Source organism: Bacillus coahuilensis m4-4 (assembly GCF_000171615.1).
Taxonomy (GTDB): domain Bacteria; phylum Bacillota; class Bacilli; order Bacillales; family Bacillaceae_K; genus Bacillus_T; species Bacillus_T coahuilensis.
Window position 1 is genome coordinate 41073 of record NZ_ABFU01000005.3, and the last position, 18686, is coordinate 59758.

Consider the following 18686-nt stretch of genomic DNA (forward strand, 5'->3'; position numbering starts at 1 on the left):
CATAAGCAATTTAAAAAACAATAAACGATGTCAGTTTATCGTCTAGACATACTGACTTTAGAAATACTACCACTTTTTAAAGTGCATTTCAAGTTTTTCCTTATAATTTCTCAATTTGTGTAAAATCAAGTTCTACCGGTGTTTCACGACCGAACATATTGACTAACACTTTTATTTTGGATTTAGCCACATCAATTTCTTCGATTGATCCAGTGAAGTTTGCGAATGGTCCTTCTTTCACCGTAACCGTTTCACCTAATTCGAAATCAATATCCACTCGCTTTTCTTCCATGCCCATGGATTTAAGAATAAATTGAACTTCCTCTGGTAAAAGAGCTGTTGGCTTAGAACCAGAGCCTGCAGAACCTACGAATCCAGTTACACCTGGAGTATTCCGTACAACATACCAAGAATCGTCAGTCATAACGATCTCTACAAGCACGTATCCAGGGAATACTTTACGCTTTACGACTTTCTTTTTACCTATTTTTTATATCTGTTTCTTCTTCTTCTGGTACAATTACACGGAAGATCTTATCTTGCATTCCCATCGTTTCGACGCGTTTCTCAAGATTTGTCTTTACCTTGTTCTCGTAACCAGAATATGTGTGAACAACATACCAGTTTTTCTCCATATCTTAAGGACCTAAAGTCCTTCCCTCCTCTAGTTACAAATTCAATTTTTTGGCAAATTAAAAAACCCGTTAAACGGGTCCTTTAAAGAGATTCCTATTTCTTCCTCAACATTATACCATGTATGAGGACGAGTTATACAGAATTCTTTTTTGAAACTCTCAATTATAGAATCAAATCCATAAGTGTAGAGATTCCAAAATCTACTGCTGCGAAAAATAACGCAACAAATACAACCGTGGAAATGACGGTAATCGTATAACGAGTTAGCTCTTTTCTTTTAGGCCAGCTCGTCTTTTTCATCTCTAACGAGACGTTACGGAAAAACTTAGCGATGTTTGCCATATATGTGTAACCTCCAAGCTTAAAATAGGTGGGGCTTACTTGGTTTGCTTGTGTAAGGTGTGAGCATTGCAATGTTTGCAGTACTTTTTTACCTCGAGTCGTTCACCCTGCTGTTCTTTCTTCGGAGTTGAGTAATTCCTTGAGCCACAGGTTGAGCATTCTAATGTTTGCTTTTGGGACATTTAGCTCACCTTCTGTAATGAAAATGAAATACTTTTAATCTTCTAAAAAAATAACACGAGAATACTACTGTGTCAATAACCGATCAAATTCGTCACTAGGATTAATGAGTCATTTCTCTCACTTCTAAATAGCGCTCTAGCTTACGTTTCACACGTTGTAATGCGTTATCAATAGACTTAACATGTCGGTCTAATAACTCTGAAATTTCCTGGTAGGACTGCCCGTCTAAATAGAGTGCCAATACTTCTCGCTCTAAATCACTTAAAATTTCAGCCATCTTATCTTCCATGTTAGAAAACTCTTCCCGACTAACAATAAGTTCCTGTGGATCAAGTGTTTTTGCAGGGGTAATGATATCCATTAATGTCCGGTCCGATTCTTCGTCATAGATAGGCTTATCCAGTGAAACATAGGAATTAAGGGGTATATGCTTCTGTCTAGTCGCCGTCTTGATCGCGGTAATAATTTGGCGAGTAATACATAGCTCTGCAAAGGCTTTAAAAGAGGCTAGCTTGTCCCCTTTATAGTCTCTGATTGCCTTGTATAAGCCAATCATTCCTTCTTGAACAATATCTTCCCGATCCGCTCCAATTAAAAAATAAGAACGTGCTTTCGCTCGCACAAAATTCCTGTATTTATGAATCAGGAAATCTAATGCATCACTATTTCCATTATGAATTAAGTCTATTACCACTTCATCTTCTAGTCCCTCTAAATGTATCGCATTCATGTTATCGTCTAGACTCAACACGTATCCCTCCGAACGCAGAAAAGCAATAGATATGTCCATTATACTGTAGGCTTTTGGAATCTACAACCTCTCACGAGTCCCCTCGACGCCATTTTTCAAAAATTTCTGCAACTTCTGTTGGTATGTCAATTTTCGACAATGGCTTTTCGTCAGAAATCTTTTTAGCTCGACGTGATATGCGATTTTGAATCAATTTTATTTCAGTATGAAGTTCTCGTGCTGACTTTCTTAACGCACCTTGAGCAAAGATGACCCACTGCTCTGTGAAGTCTGAAGTCGCAACATGCACTTCCGTTCGAATGTTGGTTAGTTCTATTGCTAATTTCTCAATCCGCTCATCGGCCGTTTCTTTTTCTCTTGTATAAAGAACATCCACATTATAATTACGATATTTTTTACCAATTCCTTGTACGAAATGTGCATCAAAAACAACGATTACTTTAAATCCTGTATAGCCTTGATAGTCTGCCAACCATTCTACTAGTATGTCTCTCGCTTGCGAGAGGTCATTGTTTTTGTAGCGCTTTAGCTCCGGCCAAGCACCAATCATGTTATAGCCATCAACAAGTAGGATCTGCTCCATTTTCGTTATCCTTCTAACGGATAACGTTTTCGATGAACTTCGTAGAGAAGAAGGCTAGCAGCTACTGAAGCATTTAAGGACGTAACATGACCTCTCATAGGTAGTTGGACAAGAAAATCACACTTTTCTTTAACGAGACGACTCATCCCTTTTCCTTCACTCCCTATTACTAAGCAAAGTGGCATAGATGCATCCATTTGTCTGTAGTCTTGTTTTCCTTTTGCATCTGTACCGGTTACCCAAATTCCACGTTCCTTGAGTTCATCTATCGTTTGAGACAGGTTGGTGACACGAGCGACTGGAATATGCTCAATCGCACCTGTAGATGCTTTCGCTACGGTAGCAGTCAGCCCCACAGCACGCCTTTTTGGAATAATGATACCATGCGCTCCCACAGCGTCGGCTGTTCTCATGATACTTCCAAGATTATGAGGGTCTTCTAATTCATCTAATAATAATACAAGGGGAGTTTCCCCTCTAGATTCAGCTAATGCAAACATATCATCAAGTGAAGAGTACTGATACGCTGCGACTTGCGCAACAACCCCTTGGTGGTTGGATACCATTTGATCCATTTTTTTCTTTGGAACGAATAATACCTGTACACTGGATTCTTTAGCTAGTCCTAAAACTTGCTGCATTTGACCCTTTTGAGAACCTTCTGCAACCCAGATTTTATTAATATCACGACCTGCTTTTAACGCTTCAATAACTGGATTTTTTCCAGCAATATAATCGGTTGACATACTATATGCCCCCTTTCCTTTACACCAAAATTTTCTTCATTAATTCCTCTATCCGTTCTTCTCTACCTAGAAGATGTAGGTACCCAATAACCGCTTCAAATGCTGAGCTGTAGCGATACGTTTGAACATCTGTATTCTTAGGGACAGATCCACTTTTAGCATTCCGTCCCCTTCTTAATACAGATTGTTCTTCTTCTGATAACACGTCTCCCTCTAACCAGCTCTTCACAATTTCTGCTTGTGCTTTAGCGGAAACATAACGAGTAGCTTCCTTGTGTAGAATATGAGGCTTCACTTTTCCTTTTTCAATGAGGTATTGACGTACATACACTTCATAAATCGCATCGCCCATATACGCTAGTACTAGAGGGTTAAGCTGCTTAACATCAAGCTTTGTTTCAGAGCTACTCACTTAAGACCCTCTCTTCCAACGTGTACCTTGAGGCGTATCTTCAAGCACAATGTTCATCTCTTTTAATTTGTCACGAATTTCATCTGAGCGTTTAAAATCACAATTCTTACGCGCTTGTATGCGTTCTTCAATGAGCTTTTCAATCTCTTCGTCAAGAAGCTCTGCTTCTCCCGAAAGCTTTAACCCCAAAACGTCAAACAATTCTTCAAACGTCTGTGTAAATTCGTCTAATACACGCACCTCTGTATTTTCTTCCATCAAGTAATAGTTCCCTTGTTTGGATAAGTCAAACAGAACCGAGATAGCATTCGCTGTATTAAAATCGTCATCCATCGCTTGGATGAATTGTTTTTTAAGCTCAGCTATTTGGCCTACCCACTTTTCAGTACCTTCTCCTAAGTTCACGCTTGATTCTTTGCGGTACGTGATGTTTTGGTACGTCGTTCGTAATCGATCTAATGCGGTCTTTGTATTCTCTACTAGGTCCGCACTGTAGTTGATTGGATGACGATAGTGAACAGATAGCATAAAGAAGCGAAGTACCTGCGGGTCAGTTTCTTTAATGATATCGTGAACTAACACAAAGTTTCCAAGCGACTTTGACATCTTCTCGTTATCTATATTAATATAGCCGTTATGCATCCAATACTTTGCAAAAGGCTTCCCTGTTAAGGCCTCTGATTGTGCAATTTCATTCTCATGGTGAGGGAATGTTAAATCTTGCCCACCAGCATGAATATCAATCGTATCACCTAAATACTTTCTCACCATCGCAGAGCACTCAATATGCCACCCAGGACGACCTTTACCGAAAGGACTGCTCCAATAAATTTCTCCTTCTTTCGCTGCCTTCCATAACACAAAGTCTAGGGGATCTTCTTTTTTCTCCCCTACTTCAATACGTGCACCGGATTGAAGATCTTCTATCGGTTGGTGAGAGAGCTTTCCGTACCCTTCAAATTTCTTTGTACGGTAATACACATCACCTTGTGATTCGTATGCATATCCTTTATCCATTAGAGCTGAAATAAACTCAATAATGATATCAATATTCTCTGTTACACGAGGATGTAAGTCCGCTTTACTGCATCCAAGTGCCGCCGTATCTTCAAAGTAAGCATCAATAAAGCGTTCAGCAATAGTCGGTACATCTTCACCTAATTCATTTGCCGCTTTGATCAGCTTATCGTCTACATCTGTAAAATTAGAAACAAAGTTCACGGCGTATCCTCTGTATTCTAAATAGCGACGCACCGTATCATATACGATCGCTGGTCTTGCATTACCAATGTGAATGTAATTGTATACGGTCGGACCACATACATACATTTTTACCTTTCCTTCTTCTAGAGGCACGAACGGCTCTTTTTTACGTGTCAACGTATTATATAATTGAATACTCATATGAGATCCCCCTTCTTCTCAGCTTCTTTTAGCTGTTGTCGTAATTCTTGTATTTCTCTTTCCATCTCTGAACAACGCTCAGCAATAGGGTCTGGTAAATCACTGTGATTAAAGTCCTTCTTCACTCTCACGCCGTCTTGAATCACGACCGTGCCCGGTATCCCTACTACCGTAGAATTAGGCGGTACATCCTTTAACACAACGGACCCTGCCCCTATTTTTGAATTCTCTCCTACTGTTATAGAGCCTAACACCTTTGCTCCAGCGGCAATCAACGCATTACTTTCAACCGTTGGGTGGCGCTTTCCCTTTTCTTTACCGGTACCACCTAGAGTAACTCCTTGATAAAGAGTGACGTTATCACCAATTTCACAGGTCTCGCCCACGACCACTCCCATTCCATGATCGATGAAAAATCTTCTGCCAATTTTAGCGCCAGGGTGGATTTCTATACCTGTGAAAAATCGACTAATTTGCGAAATCATGCGAGCGAGGAAATATAATTTTCGTTTATAAAAGAAATGAGCGATACGATGAGACCAAATAGCATGAAGCCCGGCATACGTTAAGATGACTTCAAAATAGCTTCTCGCTGCAGGATCTTGCTCGAATATGACGTCGATATCTTCTTTGAAAAGCTTAAACATTTTGTGTTCCTCCTTTCTCATTACAAATAAAAAAACGCCTCTGTCATCATGACAGAGACGCAGTTGGCGCGGTTCCACTCTGTTTAAGGTAATTCACTTACCTTCAACTTAAACCTGTTAACGGTGGGTACCGCCCCTGTCTACTTCCCTTTATTCGACAGTGGACTCCGAGGGGCATTTCGGAAACAGAGAGGCTAAACCACTTTCAGCCAAGGTGGTTCTCTCTAAGAGCATCTGCTTCGTACTTCTCCTCATCAACGCTTTTATGATGATAGTGTAAGGATGAATGTCAGGGAAAAACATTCCCCACTGACCTTACCCTTCGATACGTTTTTTGGTGATTAGTTATAATATATTACAGTATCTCCAATTTGTTAACTTAAAACACTTGATAAACGAAGGGTAACTTTTTCTTTTCCAAGTAAAGCTATGGCATTCGGAAGTTCTGGTCCGTGAGTTTGTCCAGTTACGGCTACGCGGATTGGCATGAATAACTTTTTACCTTTATGACCTGTTTCTTTTTGAACTTCTTTAATGGCTGCTTTAATAGCCGCAGGGTCTAATTCAGTAAGAGCTTCCACTTTTTCTTTGAATACACGCATAACTTCAGGCACTTGCTCTTCCGCTAATACCGCTTTCGCTTCTTCATTGTACTCAATATCATTCTTAAAGAACATTTCAGAAAGCTCCACAATTTCAGCACCGTAGCTCATTTGTTCTTGGTATAAAGAGATCACACCCTTCGCCCACTCAAGCTCAGTTTCTGAAGGATTTTCTTCAAGCTTACCTGCTTTGATTAAATGAGGTAGGGAGAGTTCAGCTACTTCATCTAGACTTAAGTTTTTCATGTATTGATTGTTCATCCAAGCTAGCTTATTTGTATCGAATACCGCAGGAGAAGTAGATAGACGCTCTGCGTCAAAGATTGAAATAAATTCATCCTTTGAGAAAATCTCTTCTTCGCCTTTTGGAGACCAACCTAGAAGACCAATAAAATTAAATAATGCTTCTGGTAGGTACCCTAATCCTGCGTACTGTTCAATAAATTGGATAATCGACTCATCACGCTTACTCAGCTTTTTACGGCTTTCGTTCACAATTAACGTCATGTGACCGAATACAGGTGCTTGCCATCCGAACGCTTCGTAAATCATCATTTGCTTCGGCGTGTTCGAGATATGATCATCACCGCGTAAAATATGAGAGATTTTCATGAGATGGTCATCAACAGCCACAGCAAAGTTATACGTAGGTGTCCCGTCTTTTTTTACAATGACGAAGTCGCCGATACCATCTGATTCAAACGCTACCTCTTCTTTTACCATGTCATCAAAACGATAGACTTTTCCTGCTGGTACGGCGAAACGAATGCTTGGTTGTCTTCCTTCTGCTTCTAATCGCTCTCTATCCTCTGTAGTCAAGTGACGGCATTTACCAGAGTATCGAGGCATTTGACCAGCCGCTTGCTGGGCTTCACGTTCTGCTTCTAATTCTTCCTCTGTGCAATAGCAGTAGTAGGCTTTTCCTTCACGTACTAATTGCTCATAAAGCTCTTTATAAATATGGTTACGCTCTGATTGACGATAAGGTCCAAATCCACCATCTTTATCAACACTCTCATCCCAGTCAATTCCTAACCACTGTAAGTACTGTAATTGACTCTCTTCCCCACCTTCGATGTTACGCTTCTTATCTGTATCTTCAATACGGATAATAAACTTCCCATCATGATGACGTGCATAAAGATAGTTGAATAATGCGGTTCTAGCATTACCTATATGTAAATGTCCTGTTGGACTTGGCGCATAACGAACGCGAACTTCTGACATGACCATTCCTCCAAATAGATTATTTAATCATCACTGAACATGTGATATCACTGTTCTCTCTTTACTTCTATATATCTAAGATAGTGTATCATCACTTTCTCTTCATAGAAAGTAGCTTTATCCTTTTTTCGTTAATAAAATCGTACACTGGGCAGCGATTCCTTCTCCTCTTCCTGTAAAGCCTAATTTTTCAGTTGTAGTCGCCTTCACATTCACTTGAGAAGCATCCGCTTCTAAGATTTGGGCAATACGTTCTCTCATTTGCCCCACATAAGGAGCCATCTTCGGTTTTTGGGCAATGATCGTGCAATCGATATTACAGAGCTCGTACCCCTCCTCCTTAACAACTTCCCATACTCTTTCTAGTAGGACACTTGAATCTGCGTCTTTAAAAGCAGCATCTGTATCTGGAAAGTGGTGGCCGATATCCCCTTTTGCCACGGCCCCAAGAGCCGCATCTGCTACCACATGTAAAAGTACATCTGCGTCAGAATGTCCAAGCAACCCTTTTTCGTATGGAATGGTAATGCCTCCAAGAATAAGAGGGCGTCCTTCTACTAATTGATGAACATCAAAGCCTTGTCCAATTCGAAACATACTCTTTTCTCCTTTAACTTAACGATTCTCTCTTTTTCAAAATAGCTTCTGCAAAGTAGAGATCTTCAGGTGTTGTTATTTTAATATTATCATAATCACTTTCCACTATGTCCACCTGAACATCCAAGTATTCAAGTAAGCTGGCATCATCTGTACCCATCCATCCATATTCACGCGCTTTTTCATGTGCTGTTTGAATCACAGAAACACGAAAAGCTTGTGGGGTTTGCACCGACCACAAGCTAGAACGTTCTATTGTTTGTTGAACCTGATGATGGAGAACTTTTTTGATTGTATCTTTTACAGGAACAGCTGGAATCGCCGCTCCTGTTTGTCGTGATACGTTCACAAGGGTAGAGACAATTTCACCTGTTACAAATGGTCTAGCACCGTCATGAATTAACACAATGTCCTCTGTAACAGCCTGAAGTCCATTGTATACACTATCTTGACGCTCATTCCCACCATGTACGATGGCTTTAATCTTCTTGACCTTGTGTTGACGTAAAAGCTCCTCCATAATCATTTGTTCATCTGGATGGATGACGAGTATGATTCCCTTACAAGCTGGATCTTGTTCAAATAGGTGTAAAGAGTGAATAAGAATGGGAGAGCCTTGTAAAAGCAATAGCATTTTATTTTGATTAGCGCCCATTCGTTTCCCTTTACCCGCAGCCAGTAGCACGACATCATACATCATGAATCCTTCTCCTCTTTTATAAAGCTTTTTCTAACAATTTAGGCTTAGCAAAAATCATCCGACCTGCGCTTGTCTGTAATACAGACGTCACAAGCACATCGATATATCTACCAATATAATTTTTACCTTCTTCTACGACAATCATCGTTCCGTCATCTAAATAAGCAATCCCTTGGTTATGTTCTTTCCCGTCTTTGATTACCTGAACATGCATTTCTTCCCCAGGTAACACAACCGGCTTCACTGCATTAGCCAAGTCATTAATATTTAGGACTTGTACACCTTGAAGGTCACAAACTTTGTTTAAATTAAAATCGTTCGTCACAACGATTCCCTGCATAATTTTTGCTAGCTTTACAAGCTTGCTATCTACTTCTTGAATATCCTCAAAGTCACCTTCATAAATTTGAACCTCAATGGGCAACTCTTTTTGGATACGATTTAAAATATCTAATCCACGTCGTCCACGATTACGCTTTAGAGCATCAGATGAATCTGCAATATGTTGGAGCTCTTCTAAAACAAATTGAGGAATGACAATGACACCGTCTAAAAATCCCGTTTGGCAAATGTCTGCAATACGACCGTCAATAATGACACTAGTATCTAAGATTTTAAAGGATGTAGACGGTACATCCGCTTCTTCTTCTACAGATTTTTTCTTTTTGACGTGATTGAATGGTAAACAGTGAGATGATTTCTTCACGCTTTTTAATCCCAACTTGAAATCCCATATATCCTAAAAATAGACTGAGTAGAATCGGAATAAGCGTGTCAAGTACAGGGATTTCCACCATACTTATCGGTAATCCAAATAGAAAGGCTAATAGAAGACCCAGCATCAAACCAATACTTCCAAAAATAATTTCGATTGCCGGTAGATTCATTAACGTATCTTCTAACCATTTCACAAAATTGACTACATATCCAACTGCCCAGAATGTTAATAGAAAGAAAATAATAGCTCCTACAATGGCCGTTGTATATGAGTTATTAATTAATGCTACATCATTTAAACTTGTTAACTTAAGGAGATCATCAAGAAGAAAGACACCGAGTGTTCCCCCTATCAATAGGAAACAACCTTGTACAATTCGTTTTAACATCTCCCCACCTCCTTTTCATTATTATAAACATTTTAGCTAAATTAGTGGGATTTAAACCTCATTTTTAATAAATGTCATAGAACAGAAAACAAAATGTTATATCAAGATAATTATTGATACCATGGTACATAAAATTATTCCATATTCTATCCTATTCCGACTATGAATGTCAAAGCTGTCTCTCTGCATAAGTCTGTTCTTTAAATAGCTTTAACCCTTCCTTTATCTTTCTAGCTCTTACTTCTCCAATCCCATCAACCTCATCTAACTCTTGAATCGTAGCCTTCGATATTTCACCTAGGTGTTGAAATTTAGCTACTAGATTATCAATAATCATAAGGGGTAGACGTGGGATTTTGCTTAAGATTCTATAGCCTCTAGTACATACAAACTGGTCCAAAGCAACATAACCCTGATACCCTAAAAGCTTTAGTAGAATGGCATCATCGAGAACTTCCTTAGATACTTTACGTTGTAGTTGATCTAAAGTTTCATATGGATTCACATTTTGATGGGCGGCATAGTCTCGAAAAATATAAATCGCTTCTTCTTCAATATCTGTCAAAAGCTCATTCATTTGAAGTCTAATCAATCTTCCTTCTACACCAAGTTCATTTAAATAAGAGCAGATTTCATGCTTAATGCGAAGGACCATTTCAAAACGGTGGAGCACCTTTAACAAATCGTTGTACGTGACAAACTCTTCAAATTCCAGGAGTGACAGATTCGATATACTCTGATCAAGCACCACTTTGTATTTCTCCAGCGTTTGAATTCCTTGGTTGGCTTTCGTTAAGATAACGGATATGTCTTTTAATGAATAGCGGAATTCACCTTGATATAACGTAATGACATTTCGTCGCTGAGAAATGGCCATCACTATTGCTTTTGTCTGTTTTGCCACTCGTTCAGCCGTGCGGTGTCTCATTCCAGTTTCGGACGAAGGGATAAACGCATCTGGTATAAGCTGGGCATTCGCAAGAATAATTTCAGTTCCTGTATTATTTAATATAATGGCCCCGTCCATTTTAGCGAGTTCGTATAAATAACTCGGTGAAAAAGAACAGTTGATTTTAAATCCTCCGTCTACAATGGCTTTGACCTGGTCATTATACCCTAGCACAATCAGTCCACCCGTATTGGCTCTCAGAACATTATCAATTCCCTCTCTAATTGGTGTACCTGGAGCTACAAACTTTAGGATATCCGCCACGTGTTGCTCTACCCTCGTCTTTTCTTCCATGATGTATTAGCCTCCTAAAGCATATTGAAGTGCTTCACCGACATTCTTTACACCAATGACCTGTATCCCATCTGGAATTTTCCATCCCCCGATATTATTTCCCGGCAATATTACTCGTTCAAACCCTAATTTTGCTGCTTCTTGAACTCTTTGTTCAATTCTGCTTACTCTACGGACTTCGCCTGTTAATCCAACCTCACCAATAAAACAATCTGTTGCCTTTGTCGGCTTTTCTCTAAACGATGAAGCGATACTGATGACAATAGCTAAATCAATCGCTGGCTCATCTAGTTTTAAGCCGCCCGCTACCTTAATATACGCATCTTGATTCTGTAATAACATTCCCACACGCTTTTCTAAAACGGCCATTAGAAGATTGACACGGTTATAATCTGTACCCGTTGCCATTCTTCTAGGATTCCCAAAACTTGTAGGAGATATAAGTGCTTGAATTTCAACAAGAACAGGTCTTGTGCCCTCCATCGATGCAACGACAGTGGAGCCGCTAGAACCCCCAGATCGCTCTTCTAAGAAAATTTCAGAAGGATTTTCAACTTCATCTAATCCTTCTTCCTTCATTTCAAAAATACCCATCTCATTTGTAGAACCAAAGCGGTTTTTAACCGCACGTAGAATTCGATAGGAATGATGACGTTCTCCTTCGAAATATAAAACGGTATCAACCATATGCTCAAGTAGTCTAGGACCAGCAATCGATCCTTCTTTTGTTACGTGACCTACGATAAAAATAGCAATACCTTTCGTTTTCGCGATTCTCATCAGTTCTGCCGTACACTCTCTTACTTGAGAAACACTACCGGGTGCAGAGGTCACATTTGGGTGATAGACTGTTTGGATACTATCCACGATGACAAAATTGGGGTTCATTTCTTCAATAGTCCCAGAGATAATTTCTAAATTGGTTTCAGCAAAGACAAAAAGATCATCTTCGTTAATATTTAGCCTGGTCGCTCGTAGCTTTGTTTGTTTTATGGATTCCTCTCCTGATATATACAGAACGCTTTCTTTCATAGAAGCTAACTGAGAAGATACTTGAAGTAATAAAGTAGATTTCCCAATCCCTGGGTCTCCTCCTATTAATACGAGGGAACCTGGCACGACTCCGCCGCCTAATACGCGGTTCAATTCGCGAAGTTTTGTTTTTACACGTGGTTCTTGGGTCGTTTCAATACTTGTAATTTTTTCTGCTTTATTAGGGCCACTCGGGGCTGAGTGTTGAAATGCACCTCTAGGCGCCTTTCCAACGATTTCTACCTCTTCCACCATCGTATTCCACTGGTGGCAGCTAGGGCATCGTCCCATCCACTTTGGCGACTCATATCCGCACTCTTGGCACATAAACTTTGTCTTCTTCTTTGCCACTTTCTTAACCCCTCTTTATATAATATGTAAAACCATGTTGCTCATATGAATTAGGAATAGCTTAATCATACAAGAAAGGTACACGTAATACGAAGAATACGTGTACCTTTTATGATAGGCCTTGTTAAAAAATGCCCTTAGATCATTCATGTTGTATGATTATGAATTGGATGTAGTAGATTCTGTTGGTTCTTGGATGTTAACTTTGAACTCTCCTTCTTCTACATCAATGCTTATGTTTTGTCCTGTAATAATGGTTCCTTTTAACAGTTCCTCTGATAGGCGGTCCTCGATATGCTTTTGAATCGCTCTTCTCAGTGGTCTTGCTCCGTATTCAGGATCAAAGCCTTCATCCGCTATTTTATCTTTTGCTTTATCTGTTAAGGATAGATGAATATCCTGTTCAATTAGACGTTTTGTTAATTGATCACTCATAAGCGTCACAATTTCTTGTAGATGCGCTTTTTCTAGAGAATGGAACACGATCGTTTCGTCGATACGGTTTAGGAATTCAGGACGGAAAGCGCGCTTAAGCTCCTCCATCACTTTTCCTTTCATGTCTTTATAATCCTCACCAGAATCAGATACATTGAACCCAACATTTTTATTTCGTTGTAATGTTGAAGCTCCCACGTTTGACGTCATGATTAATACGGTATTTCTAAAATCTACAGTACGACCCTTACTGTCTGTTAAACGTCCGTCTTCTAATACTTGAAGAAGGATATTAAACACATCCGGATGGGCCTTTTCAATTTCGTCAAGAAGGATGACAGAATATGGTTTACGACGAACCTTTTCCGTTAATTGTCCACCTTCATCGTATCCTACATAGCCTGGAGGTGATCCGACAAGACGTGAAGTTGAATGCTTCTCCATGTATTCAGACATATCGATACGAATCATCGCATCCTCATCACCAAACATTGCTTCCGCTAGGGCTCTTGCAAGCTCTGTTTTTCCTACTCCTGTTGGACCAAGGAAGATAAATGATCCAATTGGACGCTTTGGATCTTTTAATCCAGCTCTAGCGCGTCGTACAGCTTTTGACACAGCCTTAACTGCTTCCTCTTGCCCAATAACACGAGAATGCAAGATGGATTCAAGATTTAATAATTTATCTGTTTCGGTTTGAGCGATTTTTGATACAGGTACTCCCGTCCAAACAGATACAACATGAGCAATGTCATCTACGGTTACTTCCGTATTTTCTTGCCCTTGTTTTTCCTTCCACGTGTTTTTCGTAGAATCTAACTCTTCTCTAAGCTTTTGCTCAGTATCACGTAAGCTTGCTGCCTTTTCAAACTCTTGGCTTTGAACTGCAGCATCCTTTTCTTTACGAACCGTTTCTAATCGTTGCTCTAACTCTTTTAAATTGGGCGGAGTCGTATACGAACGAAGTCGTACTTTTGAACCCGCTTCGTCAATTAAATCAATAGCTTTATCTGGTAAAAATCGATCGGAAATGTATCGATCAGATAATTTTACTGCTGCTTGAATGGCTGCATCTGTAATTGATACGCGGTGATGAGCCTCGTAGCGATCACGAAGACCTTGTAAAATTTGAATCGATTCATCTACAGTTGGTTCATCTACTTGAATAGGTTGGAAACGGCGTTCTAACGCTGCATCCTTTTCAATGTATTTTCGGTATTCATCTAATGTTGTCGCTCCAATACATTGAAGCTCACCGCGAGCTAGAGATGGCTTTAAAATATTTGAAGCATCAATGGCACCCTCTGCTCCACCAGCACCAATTAACGTATGAAGCTCATCTATGAATAGAATAATATTCCCCGCTTGACGAATCTCATCCATTACCTTTTTTAATCGATCTTCAAACTCTCCTCGATATTTGGTACCCGCTACAACGGTGCCCATATCAAGTGTCATCACGCGCTTATCGCGTAAAATTTCTGGAACTTCATTTTGAATAATTTGCTGTGCTAAGCCTTCTGCAATAGCCGTTTTACCTACACCAGGTTCTCCAATTAATACAGGGTTGTTTTTCGTACGACGTGACAGCACTTCAATAACACGCTGAATTTCTTTACTACGCCCAATGACAGGGTCTAAGCTTCCTTCCCGCGCAATTGCAGTTAAATCGCGTGCTAGGCTATCTAGAGTAGGTGTATTCGCACCCGCATTCCCTCCACCTTGGTGAGAAGAAGACTCAGATGATCCAAGTAGCTGTAAAACTTGCTGTCTCGCTTTATTTAAGCTAACTCCAAGGTTATTTAATACTCTAGCTGCTACACCTTCTCCTTCACGAATGAGACCTAAAAGGATATGCTCTGTTCCTACGTAAGAGTGACCAAGCTTTCGTGCTTCATCCATTGATAATTCAATAACCTTCTTGGCACGTGGAGTATAATGGATATTTTGTGTAGTTTCTTTTCCTTTACCAATTAATGTTTCTACTTCTTTTTGAATCTTTTCTGAGCTTAATCCTAGCGCATACAGAGCTTTAGCCGCTATGCCTTCCCCTTCTCGAACTAGACCTAGTAATATATGCTCTGTTCCAATATTAGAGTGAGATAAGCGAATGGCCTCTTCTTGAGCTAGTGCTAATACCTTTTGGGCTCTTTCAGTAAATCGTCCAAACATCATAATGGTTTCCTCCTAACTTATTCTTTCTCCAATTTCAAACGCTCTCTTATAATCGTTGCTCGTTTACTATCTCGTTCACCCGGTGATAATACCTCTCCAGAGAACTGTTGAATAAAACCAACTTGTGTTAATACCATTAATTCATTTAATACATTCCTTGAGATATTCGTGATTAAGTCTAAATCAATTCCTAAGCGAAGGTCTGATAAATACTTTGCAGCCTCTTTACTATCCATAATCCGACTGTTCGTTAAAATTCCATAGGAACGGTATACTCGGTCTTCAAGCTTTAAAGGGGATACTTCCATAATGGACTTTCTTGCTTGATGCTCTCTCTCAATAATTTGATTGACAACGCCGCGTAAGTCTTCCACAATTTCTGTTTCTGATTTACCGAGAGTTAATTGATTGGAAATCTGAAATATATTTCCTAATGCTTCACTACCCTCTCCGTAGATCCCCCTTACGACTAAACCCAACTGATTAATAGCTGTAATCACTCGGTTCATCTGTTGTGTCATCACTAGCCCTGGTAGATGAACCATTACACTCGCCCTTAAACCAGTTCCTACATTTGTCGGGCAACTTGTTAAATACCCTCTATTTTCATCAAAAGCAAAATCGAGGTGACCTTCTAACCAATCATCTATTTCATTTGCTTTTTCTAATGCACTTTCTAATTGAAGTCCAGGATATAAGCATTGAATACGAAGATGATCTTCTTCGTTAATCATAATACTAATATCTTCTTCGTCTGATAAAAGTACAGCTCCAGCTTTTGAATGATCCGCCAGATTGGGGCTTATTAAGTGCTTCTCCACTAATACCCTCTTTTGCAAAGGTTGAAGCTCATTCATCTTCACCATTTCTAGGGTGAAAGGATTATTATTTGATACCGTATACTTTACTTGATGTAATAACCTGTCATTTGCCTCTTCATCTCCTTTTAAAGGAAATGGAAGATGTTCAATATTACGTGCTAAGCGAACTCTTGTGCTTAACACGATGTCACCCTCTGGACCTTCTTCTTTCATCCAAGAGCTCACTGCTTTTTCCATAAACTTTTCTAGAGACACTACTTCTCGCCTCCCTCTTGATTCACTTGTTTTTCAAGGTGACGGATTTCATCTCTTACTTTAGCTGCTTCTTCAAATTCTTCGTTTGTTATAAGCTGCTGAAGGTTTTGACGTAAGTCTTGAACCTGTCTCTTCAAAAAGACCTTCTTTCCTGCCCGTTGAGGAATTTTCCCTTTATGAGAGCTGTTACCACTATGGACTCGCTTTAATATAGGGTCTAGCTTATTTTCAAACGCTTCGTAGCAGTGATCACACCCAAATTTTCCAACCTGTAAAAATTCTTGAAACGTCCTATTACATTGACTACATTTCATTTCAGGTTCGGGAGGGACTGCTGCTTCTTTTTGTGTGGCCATATTAAACAATCCAGATAATAAGTGATTAACGGTAAAAGCAGATGCACTATTGATAAATGATTCGTTCTTCTCTTGTGCACATACTGGACAAAGATGGACTTCCGTCTTTTCGCCATTTACTATTTTAGTAAAATGCAGACTTGCAGGTCTTTCCCCACATTCTTGACATACCATAACGATATCATCACCTATCCTATTTATATTTTAAGGTTTCAATCATCGTCTTTAACATCCTAGCTCGCAGCTCATCCCTCATAGGAAGCTCTAGATATAAAACAGATCGATCCATCACACTTAGGATGATTTTCGCTTCCCTTAAAGATAAGATTTCTTCTTCTACAAGTCGTTGAATGATGTTATGAGCAGTGTTTTGAGAAATTCTATTTCCAATTATCCTAGTCACTTCGTCAATCAAATGAGCTTCATCATGGGTTTGCACTTTAGCAATTCGAATATACCCACCACCTCCACGCTTACTTTCTACGATATAGCCTCGTTCAAGAGTAAATCGTGTATTGATGACGTAGTTTATTTGGGAAGGAACACATTGAAAGCGATCTGCTACTTCATTTCGTTTAATTTCTACGATATCAGACTCTGCGCCTTCTAATATTTGCTTCAAATATTTTTCAATGATATCCGAAATATTCCCCATTGAACCTCCTCCTTTTTTGACTTTGACTAACTTTGACTAAAATAATACTATAAACCTGTTGTAATTTCAATTAAGATACTCACGCCGTTCCCTTCCTATTTTATCCACATACTAGAGACCTAAACATGTTGGACACATATATTTAAGGGTTATATTACTATATTCAAAACTATAGGATATACAACTCATCCCACATACATATTTTAATGGTATATAAGTTAACTTCGTAACAATGGTATGATAATAGTAACTATAACGACGAAAGGATTGAATAATCATTGGTTAAAAGATATCAATTATTGCTAGGAGCATTTTTATTTATTTTATTAGGGTATAGCTTTAATACCAATCCTCAGTATATATGGGTCACACCGGTTAGCTACTTAATTGCTGGCGGACTCTTTATCGCTGAAGCGATAATGCTAATTAAAAAGAAATAAGCATGAAGTCTTTACAGAACACTAATAAACTACTTTCATGAAAAGAACTACCTACTGTAGCTATTTAGTTATGAGGAATCAGCTATACAAGTTGAACAGTTTATTAACCTGGTCCCACTCTAGTTGGTGTGGGACCTTTGGATTTATTCGGTAATAATTAGAAAAAAAACAGCCTATCTCTAAAGATAGACTGTTTTATCATTTGCACGSSGACGTCCTACTCTCACAGGGGGAAGCCCCCAACTACCATCGGCGCTGAAGAGCTTAACTTCCGTGTTCGGTATGGGAACGGGTGTGACCTCTTCGCTATTGCCACCATACATATTCAGTTTGACAGTACGTTGTACTCTCAAAACTAGATAAAGTTCATGAAGATATGTGAATATCGTGTGTTAGATTATTTGGTTAAGTCCTCGACCGATTAGTATTCGTCAGCTCCATATGTCACCATACTTCCACCTCGAACCTATCAACCTGATCATCTTTCAGGGGTCTTACTTCAAAGAAAGAGAAATCTCATCTTGAGGGGGGCTTCATGCTTAGATGCTTTCAGCACTTATCCCTTCCGCACATAGCTACCCAGCGATGCCTTTGGCAAGACAACTGGTACACCAGCGGTGCGTCCATCCCGGTCCTCTCGTACTAAGGACAGCTCCTCTCAAATTTCTTACGCCCACGACGGATAGGGACCGAACTGTCTCACGACGTTCTGAACCCAGCTCGCGTACCGCTTTAATGGGCGAACAGCCCAACCCTTGGGACCGACTACAGCCCCAGGATGCGATGAGCCGACATCGAGGTGCCAAACCTCCCCGTCGATGTGGACTCTTGGGGGAGATAAGCCTGTTATCCCCGGGGTAGCTTTTATCCCGTTGAGCGATGGCCCTTCCATGCGGAACCACCGGATCACTAAGCCCGACTTTCGTCCTGCTCGACTTGTAGGTCTCGCAGTCAAGCTCCTTGTGCCTTACCTCTACGAATGATTTC

The 18686-nt window shown here is 39.8% G+C and carries 18 protein-coding genes, 2 rRNA genes, 2 pseudogenes and 1 other annotated feature; of the genes and pseudogenes, 1 reads left to right on the forward strand and 21 read right to left on the reverse strand.

What is annotated here, in order from left to right; genetic code table 11:
- Positions 1-100 precede the first annotated feature (100 nt).
- From nusG to M44_RS01015, 19 genes and pseudogenes are all read right to left on the reverse strand, one after another.
- A pseudogene (nusG, locus tag M44_RS19485) lies at positions 101-635 on the reverse strand (transcription termination/antitermination protein NusG).
- 163 nt (positions 636-798) lie between these two features.
- Positions 799-978, reverse strand: a complete 180-nt coding sequence (gene secE / locus M44_RS00935) for a preprotein translocase subunit SecE (RefSeq protein ID WP_010170037.1) — start codon at positions 976-978, stop codon at positions 799-801.
- A 35-nt stretch (positions 979-1013) separates the two neighbouring features.
- Positions 1014-1160 carry a 50S ribosomal protein L33 gene (gene rpmG, locus M44_RS25690; protein WP_010170039.1) on the reverse strand — a complete coding sequence of 49 codons (147 nt, stop codon included), beginning with the start codon at positions 1158-1160 and terminating at the stop codon, positions 1014-1016.
- A 101-nt stretch (positions 1161-1261) separates the two neighbouring features.
- Positions 1262-1891 (reverse strand): RNA polymerase sporulation sigma factor SigH, encoded by a 630-nt coding sequence (sigH, locus tag M44_RS00940; RefSeq protein WP_040365281.1) that lies wholly within the window; start codon positions 1889-1891, stop codon positions 1262-1264.
- 91 nt (positions 1892-1982) lie between these two features.
- Positions 1983-2495 carry an NYN domain-containing protein gene (locus M44_RS00945; RefSeq protein ID WP_010170044.1) on the reverse strand — a complete coding sequence of 171 codons (513 nt, stop codon included), beginning with the start codon at positions 2493-2495 and terminating at the stop codon, positions 1983-1985.
- Positions 2496-2500: 5 nt separating this feature from the next.
- Positions 2501-3241, reverse strand: coding sequence for a 23S rRNA (guanosine(2251)-2'-O)-methyltransferase RlmB (gene rlmB, locus M44_RS00950; RefSeq protein WP_010170045.1), 741 nt, complete (start codon positions 3239-3241; stop codon positions 2501-2503).
- Positions 3242-3260: 19 nt separating this feature from the next.
- Complete coding sequence (locus M44_RS00955) at positions 3261-3653, reverse strand: Mini-ribonuclease 3 (protein WP_010170046.1); 393 nt, start codon at positions 3651-3653, stop codon at positions 3261-3263.
- On the reverse strand, positions 3654-5057 hold the full coding sequence (gene cysS / locus M44_RS00960) for a cysteine--tRNA ligase (protein ID WP_010170048.1): 1404 nt from the start codon (positions 5055-5057) through the stop codon (positions 3654-3656).
- On the reverse strand, positions 5054-5725 hold the full coding sequence (cysE, locus tag M44_RS00965; RefSeq protein ID WP_153007719.1) for a serine O-acetyltransferase: 672 nt from the start codon (positions 5723-5725) through the stop codon (positions 5054-5056). The genes cysS and cysE overlap by 4 nt, the downstream gene beginning before the upstream one ends.
- Before the next feature lie 29 nt (positions 5726-5754).
- Positions 5755-5971 (reverse strand) — a binding site (T-box leader).
- A 107-nt stretch (positions 5972-6078) separates the two neighbouring features.
- Positions 6079-7533, reverse strand: coding sequence for a glutamate--tRNA ligase (gene gltX / locus M44_RS00970; protein ID WP_010170051.1), 1455 nt, complete (start codon positions 7531-7533; stop codon positions 6079-6081).
- A 117-nt stretch (positions 7534-7650) separates the two neighbouring features.
- Positions 7651-8130, reverse strand: a complete 480-nt coding sequence (gene ispF, locus M44_RS00975) for a 2-C-methyl-D-erythritol 2,4-cyclodiphosphate synthase (RefSeq protein ID WP_010170052.1) — start codon at positions 8128-8130, stop codon at positions 7651-7653.
- 13 nt (positions 8131-8143) lie between these two features.
- A complete protein-coding gene (gene ispD, locus M44_RS00980) occupies positions 8144-8830 on the reverse strand; it encodes a 2-C-methyl-D-erythritol 4-phosphate cytidylyltransferase (protein ID WP_010170053.1) in 687 nt (228 codons plus the stop codon).
- 16 nt (positions 8831-8846) lie between these two features.
- Positions 8847-9936: pseudogene (locus M44_RS19490) on the reverse strand (PIN/TRAM domain-containing protein).
- Positions 9937-10105: 169 nt separating this feature from the next.
- Positions 10106-11179 (reverse strand): DNA integrity scanning diadenylate cyclase DisA, encoded by a 1074-nt coding sequence (gene disA / locus M44_RS00990; protein ID WP_010170054.1) that lies wholly within the window; start codon positions 11177-11179, stop codon positions 10106-10108.
- 6 nt (positions 11180-11185) lie between these two features.
- Complete coding sequence (gene radA / locus M44_RS00995) at positions 11186-12562, reverse strand: DNA repair protein RadA (RefSeq protein ID WP_010170055.1); 1377 nt, start codon at positions 12560-12562, stop codon at positions 11186-11188.
- Positions 12563-12721: 159 nt separating this feature from the next.
- Positions 12722-15172 (reverse strand): ATP-dependent protease ATP-binding subunit ClpC, encoded by a 2451-nt coding sequence (gene clpC, locus M44_RS01000; protein ID WP_010170056.1) that lies wholly within the window; start codon positions 15170-15172, stop codon positions 12722-12724.
- A gap of 17 nt (positions 15173-15189) precedes the next feature.
- Positions 15190-16248, reverse strand: coding sequence for a protein-arginine kinase McsB (locus M44_RS01005; protein WP_010170058.1), 1059 nt, complete (start codon positions 16246-16248; stop codon positions 15190-15192).
- On the reverse strand, positions 16248-16778 hold the full coding sequence (locus M44_RS01010; RefSeq protein WP_010170059.1) for a protein-arginine kinase activator protein McsA: 531 nt from the start codon (positions 16776-16778) through the stop codon (positions 16248-16250). The genes M44_RS01005 and M44_RS01010 overlap by 1 nt, the downstream gene beginning before the upstream one ends.
- A gap of 19 nt (positions 16779-16797) precedes the next feature.
- Entirely contained in the window at positions 16798-17259 is a 462-nt protein-coding gene (locus tag M44_RS01015) for a CtsR family transcriptional regulator (protein WP_010170060.1), read from the reverse strand.
- Between the two features lie 278 nt (positions 17260-17537).
- Here M44_RS01015 and M44_RS26625 point away from each other — a divergent pair, with 278 nt between their 5' ends.
- On the forward strand, positions 17538-17699 hold the full coding sequence (locus tag M44_RS26625) for a hypothetical protein (protein ID WP_155814859.1): 162 nt from the start codon (positions 17538-17540) through the stop codon (positions 17697-17699).
- Positions 17700-17903: 204 nt separating this feature from the next.
- Here M44_RS26625 and rrf read toward each other — a convergent pair.
- Positions 17904-18019 (reverse strand): 5S ribosomal RNA (rrf, locus tag M44_RS01020).
- Between the two features lie 81 nt (positions 18020-18100).
- Positions 18101-18686 (reverse strand): 23S ribosomal RNA (locus M44_RS01025); the annotation flags it as partial.

Excerpts from the sequence above, each read along its gene's own strand:
- secE (WP_010170037.1), bottom strand. The coding sequence starts at position 978 with ATGGCAAACATCGCTAAGTTTTTCCGTAACGTCTCGTTAGAGATGAAA.
- rpmG (WP_010170039.1), bottom strand. The coding sequence starts at position 1,160 with ATGTCCCAAAAGCAAACATTAGAATGCTCAACCTGTGGCTCAAGGAAT.
- sigH (WP_040365281.1), bottom strand. The coding sequence starts at position 1,891 with ATGAATGCGATACATTTAGAGGGACTAGAAGATGAAGTGGTAATAGAC.
- M44_RS00945 (WP_010170044.1), bottom strand. The coding sequence starts at position 2,495 with ATGGAGCAGATCCTACTTGTTGATGGCTATAACATGATTGGTGCTTGG.
- rlmB (WP_010170045.1), bottom strand. The coding sequence starts at position 3,241 with ATGTCAACCGATTATATTGCTGGAAAAAATCCAGTTATTGAAGCGTTA.
- cysS (WP_010170048.1), bottom strand. The coding sequence starts at position 5,057 with ATGAGTATTCAATTATATAATACGTTGACACGTAAAAAAGAGCCGTTC.
- cysE (WP_153007719.1), bottom strand. The coding sequence starts at position 5,725 with ATGAGAAAGGAGGAACACAAAATGTTTAAGCTTTTCAAAGAAGATATC.
- gltX (WP_010170051.1), bottom strand. The coding sequence starts at position 7,533 with ATGTCAGAAGTTCGCGTTCGTTATGCGCCAAGTCCAACAGGACATTTA.
- ispF (WP_010170052.1), bottom strand. The coding sequence starts at position 8,130 with ATGTTTCGAATTGGACAAGGCTTTGATGTTCATCAATTAGTAGAAGGA.
- ispD (WP_010170053.1), bottom strand. The coding sequence starts at position 8,830 with ATGATGTATGATGTCGTGCTACTGGCTGCGGGTAAAGGGAAACGAATG.
- disA (WP_010170054.1), bottom strand. The coding sequence starts at position 11,179 with ATGGAAGAAAAGACGAGGGTAGAGCAACACGTGGCGGATATCCTAAAG.
- clpC (WP_010170056.1), bottom strand. The coding sequence starts at position 15,172 with ATGATGTTTGGACGATTTACTGAAAGAGCCCAAAAGGTATTAGCACTA.
- M44_RS01010 (WP_010170059.1), bottom strand. The coding sequence starts at position 16,778 with ATGGTATGTCAAGAATGTGGGGAAAGACCTGCAAGTCTGCATTTTACT.
- M44_RS01015 (WP_010170060.1), bottom strand. The coding sequence starts at position 17,259 with ATGGGGAATATTTCGGATATCATTGAAAAATATTTGAAGCAAATATTA.